The organism is Candidatus Eisenbacteria bacterium, from assembly GCA_016867715.1.
Lineage (GTDB): Bacteria > Orphanbacterota > Orphanbacteria > Orphanbacterales > Orphanbacteraceae > VGIW01.
On the sequence record VGIW01000152.1, the window covers coordinates 1 to 3749 of the forward strand.

General features: G+C 65.8%; 4 protein-coding genes. All 4 read right to left on the minus strand.

The features are described from left to right. A partial coding sequence (locus FJY73_14130; GenBank protein ID MBM3321798.1) for a DEAD/DEAH box helicase occupies positions 1–1147 on the minus strand: 1147 nt, incomplete at its 3' end. Beyond that, positions 1137–1946, minus strand: a complete 810-nt coding sequence (locus FJY73_14135; GenBank protein MBM3321799.1) for a DUF72 domain-containing protein — start codon at positions 1944–1946, stop codon at positions 1137–1139. The genes FJY73_14130 and FJY73_14135, both read right to left, overlap by 11 nt. Beyond that, positions 1943–3064 carry a DNA polymerase IV gene (gene dinB / locus FJY73_14140; GenBank protein ID MBM3321800.1) on the minus strand — a complete coding sequence of 374 codons (1122 nt, stop codon included), beginning with the start codon at positions 3062–3064 and terminating at the stop codon, positions 1943–1945. Before dinB ends, FJY73_14135 begins: the two co-directional genes overlap by 4 nt. Positions 3065–3108: 44 nt before the next feature. After that, a partial coding sequence (locus FJY73_14145) for a prolyl oligopeptidase family serine peptidase (protein MBM3321801.1) occupies positions 3109–3749 on the minus strand: 641 nt, incomplete at its 5' end.

The window sequence follows — 3749 nt, forward strand, 5'->3', positions numbered from 1 at the left end:
CGATCGTTCCCGGGAACCCGACGAGTATCGACGCGCCGAGCGAGCCGACGTCGATCCCGAGCTCGAGCGCGTTCGTGCTCGACACCGCGAGAAGATCGCCCGAGAAGAGCCTCCTCTCGATCTCCCTTCTCTCTTCGGGGAGGTAGCCGCCGCGATAGACCGCGATTCGCCCGGCGAGTCTCTTCGCGCGCCGCTCGAGATCCTCCCGCGCGTAGCGATAGACGAGCTCGGCGGTGATCCGCGCGCGCGCGAAGAGAATCGTCGGCACTCCCTCGCGAACGAGGCGAACGAGAAGATCCTTCCCCTCCACGTTCGAGCTTCGCCTCTCCACGCCGTTCGGATCGAGGAAGGGAGGGTTCCAGAGGACGAACCGCTTCGGCCCGCGCGGGGATCCGTCGCGATCAACGACGAGGACTTCTCCCCCGACAAGCCGGCTCGCGAGCTCGCGCGGGTTGGCGATCGTCGCCGAAGAGCAGAGGAAGACCGGATCGGATCCGTAGTGGCGCGCGATCCTTCGGAGCCGGCGGATCACGTTCCCGACGTTCGAGCCGAAGATCCCGCGGTACGCGTGGATCTCGTCGAGCACGACGAAACGGAGCTCGGAGAAGAAACGGCTCCACGCCGGGTGGTTCGGAAGGACGCCCGCGTGAAGCATGTCCGGATTCGAAAGGATGATCCGGCCGCGGTCGCGGAGCTTTCGGCGCCCGTAGCGAGACGTGTCCCCGTCGTACGTCCCGGCGGGAATCGCCTCGGCGAACGAAGGATCCGTTTCGAGAAGCCGCGTGAGGCCGCGGAGCTGATCCTGCGCGAGCGCCTTCGTGGGAAAAAGATAGAGCGCGGTTCCGGCCCCCTCGGCGAGGCTCTCGAGAACGGGAATGTTGTAGCAAAGGGTCTTCCCGCTCGCAGTTCCGGTCACGATGACGACGTTCTTTCCGGCGCGCGCCGCTTCGATCGCCTCTCCCTGATGCGCGTAAAGGCGCTCGATCCCGATCGAGGCGAGCGCTCTTCGGATCGGATCCCGAAGGGGGATTTCCGGTTCCGCGTAGACGGCCGCTCGCGCGGGGATCTCCTCGACGTGCACGATTCGCCCGGCGAAGCGGCGATCGTGGCGGATCTCCTCGAGCACTTCCGAGAGTTTAGAGGTCAAGCGTTTGAGCCTCCTCGCCGGCCTTCGGGATACCGAGAAGCTCCTGCATCCTCTTCGCGCCTCGGACCGCCTGTCCGGCGTAGCAGTTGTTGAAGAAGACGAAGGTCCGTCCGGCGGCTCGATCGAGCTCCCGGGCGCGCCCGACCCATTCCTTCAGCTCGTCGTCCGAGTAGAGCCAATCGTAACGGTCCCCCGACCCCTCGTTCCCCCACCACGCCTTTGCGTTCCTGCCGTGGAGGCGCACGTACCCGACGCCGTTCGTCGCCCGCGCGACCGGGGGCATGAGGCCGGGGAGAGAGGGCTCGTCGACCGAGCAGAAGCCGATTCTTTCATCTTCAAGAAAACGGTACGTCTCCTCCTTGTCCCATTCGGCCCGGCGGAACTCGACGAAGAGCGGGTCTTCGGACGGGAGGAGGGATCGGACGAGGGAGAGGTAGCGCCGCTCGTCCGTCCCCTCGCGAAAGCTCCAGGGGAACTGCGCGAGCCAGCCGGCGAACTTCCCCGAGGCACGGAGGGGCTCTGCGGCCCGTCGAAGATTCGCGATCGACTCTCCGGGGTCTTTCCTCTTGTGCGTGACCGCCTCGTGAAGCTTGAGGATAAACGGATACCGCTCCGGGGCGAGACGCGCCCATCGCTCGAAGAGGGAAGGCGCGGGGATCCGATAGTAGGTCGAGTTCACCTCGAGAGCGGGGAAGTGCCGGAGATACCAGGCGAGATGGTCCGATTTCTTGAGGTACGACGGATAGAAGACGCCGACCCAGTCGTCGAACCGGAATCCGGATGTCCCGACGAAAATCACAAGAGCCTCGCTTTCCGAAGCGCGCGCTCGCCGAAGCGGTCGCGGACGGCGTCGAACACGCCGAGCGCCTCTCGATACCGTCCGCGCCCGGGATCGAGCGCAAGCTCCTCTTCGCGAAAAGGAACGCGCGCGAGCCCCGCGAGGCCGACCCCGACGAGGCGCAAGGGCTTCCCCTCGCCGAAGCGTCTCGCGCCGTCCCTCGCGAGATGGAGAAGAGACTTCTCGTCGTTCATCCGCTCGGGAAGGGTCCGGCTCCTCTCGATCGTCCGGAAATCGGGAAAGCGAAGCTTGATGTGAAAAACGTTCCCCGCGAGGCGTTCGCGGCGGAGACGGCGCGCGAGCTTCTCGGAGAGGAAGAGGAGGGCGGCGTCGATCGTCTCCGGATCGTCGGTGTCTCTCGGGAACGTCCGCTCGTTGCTCATCGACTGCGGATCGGGCGCGTCCCGATAGGGGACGACGGGGAAGTCCTCTCTCCCCCGCGCGAGGCGCGAGAGGAGCGGACCGTTCTTCCCGAAACGTCTTCGTAGAAGCGCCTCGTCCGCGGAGGCGAGATCGCCGATCGTCGCGATCCCGAGCCTGCGAAGACTCTCGGCGGTCTTCTCGCCCACGCCCCCCATCGCGGTCGCCGGAAGCGGATGGACGATTTCGGCGATCCGTTCCGCGGGGATCATCCGATAGCCGTCCGGCTTCGCGAGGCGCGAGGCGATCTTCGCGATCGTCTTCGTGGGCCCTCCGCCGACCGATGCGGCAAGCCCGAACGCGGAGCGGATCTCCCATCGGATCGCGCGCGCGAGGCTCTCCGCGCGTGCCCAATTCAAGCGCTCCTCCGTGAGGTCGAGGTACGACTCGTCGACCGACGCCGGCTCGACCCGATCGCAGAGCCGGCAAAGAATCCGGAGAATGCCTGCGGAAATCTGCGTGTAGACTCCCGGCCGCGAGGGGAGAACGATCGCGTCCGGAGCAAGAGAGAACGCGCGCCCGGCCGGCATGCCCGACCGAACTCCGAAGCGGCGCGCCTCGTAGGAGCAAGCGACGACCACACCCCTTCCCGCGGGGGATCCTCCGACGAGGACCGGCTTCCCCTCGAGCCTCGGATCGAGAGCGCGCTCGATCGACACGAAGAAGGAATCCATGTCGACATGAAGAATTCGGCTCCGCCCCTCTACGGGAGCCGCCCTTCGCTTAGGAAACCCGTCTCGATCAACCACTCCTCCACCTTCCCCACGAGATCGAACGCATGCTCCGTGCAGAGATGGTTCGCGTCCTCGTAATAGACGAGCTTCTTCTTCCCCTTCGCCTCATCGAAGATCCTCTTCGCGTCCGCCCCCGGAATGATCGTGTCTTCTCCTCCCCCGACGACGAGAATCGGCGCGCGCACCTTCTCGACGAGACCGCGCACGGAGAACGCCCCCGCCCAATCCCTGTACGCCTTCTCCGAATCGGTCTTCAGAAGGTATTTCATCTGTTCCTGGAGAATGGGACGCATGTACTCGCCGTAGCTTGCGAGATCATAGGGGGCTGAGAGCGTGACGACGACCGCGGTCCTCGCCTCCTCCGCGGCGATCCGGATCGCGAGGTTCCCGCCCAACGAGACGCCGAAGAGGCCGATTCGGTTCGGATCGATTCTCTCGTCGCGCGCAAGATAGTTGAAGAGCGAAGCGCCGACACCCTCGTCGTCGATCCCCATCGGGAGGCGATCCCACGTCTCGCCGATTCCGGGGCCGTCGTAGGCGAGCGTTCCGACCCCGCGCCGAGCGAGCCCGTCGGCGAAGAAGTGCATCTCCTCCTTGCAGCTGTCCGCCC